Source organism: Marinagarivorans sp. (genome assembly GCF_982758155.1).
In genome coordinates this window covers 1,355-1,838 of record NZ_CEXWTU010000406.1, presented here as the reverse complement: position 1 = coordinate 1,838, position 484 = coordinate 1,355, and the positions used below count along the sequence as shown (strand labels likewise).

1 protein-coding gene is annotated in these 484 nt (G+C 40.9%); it reads left to right on the top strand.

Annotation, left to right across the window (positions count from 1 at the left end; genetic code table 11):
- Nucleotides 1-484: TCP-1/cpn60 chaperonin family protein (locus AC3A8L_RS21425; protein WP_487964311.1), on the top strand; the 484-nt coding region annotated here is incomplete at both ends.

Below are 484 nucleotides of genomic sequence, written 5' to 3'. Positions count from 1 at the left end.
TTGCTAAAGAGCATCTTACCAAGATTTGTCTTACAGCAGCGAAGAAAGCCAAACCAAGCAATGTCAATATCGTAGTAAGGCCCGGTTCTAGTATTTCAGACACCTATGATTTGGCCAATGGTATTATCATCGACAAACAAAAGATGAACCACGGAATGGCTAAAGAGGTCACAGATGCAAAGATAGCAATATTTGATTGTGACCTTATCATCCCTAGATTCACAGAAGGAGTCAATGTTAATTTCCAAACAGGTGCAGATGCAGATGAATACTCCCAAAAACGCAAGGCAGATATTCTAACAATTGGTGAACACATAAAAGACATGGGCATTAATTTTGTTGTGGGCGGAAGGGACATAGACCCCGTTCTATCAGAATTCTTCGCACGTAACCATATAATGGCTATCCGCCGTTGCAATGCAAGCCTACTTGAGATGATTGCAGAAACAACAAATGCTATGATTGTTTCAAGCATAGGGGACCT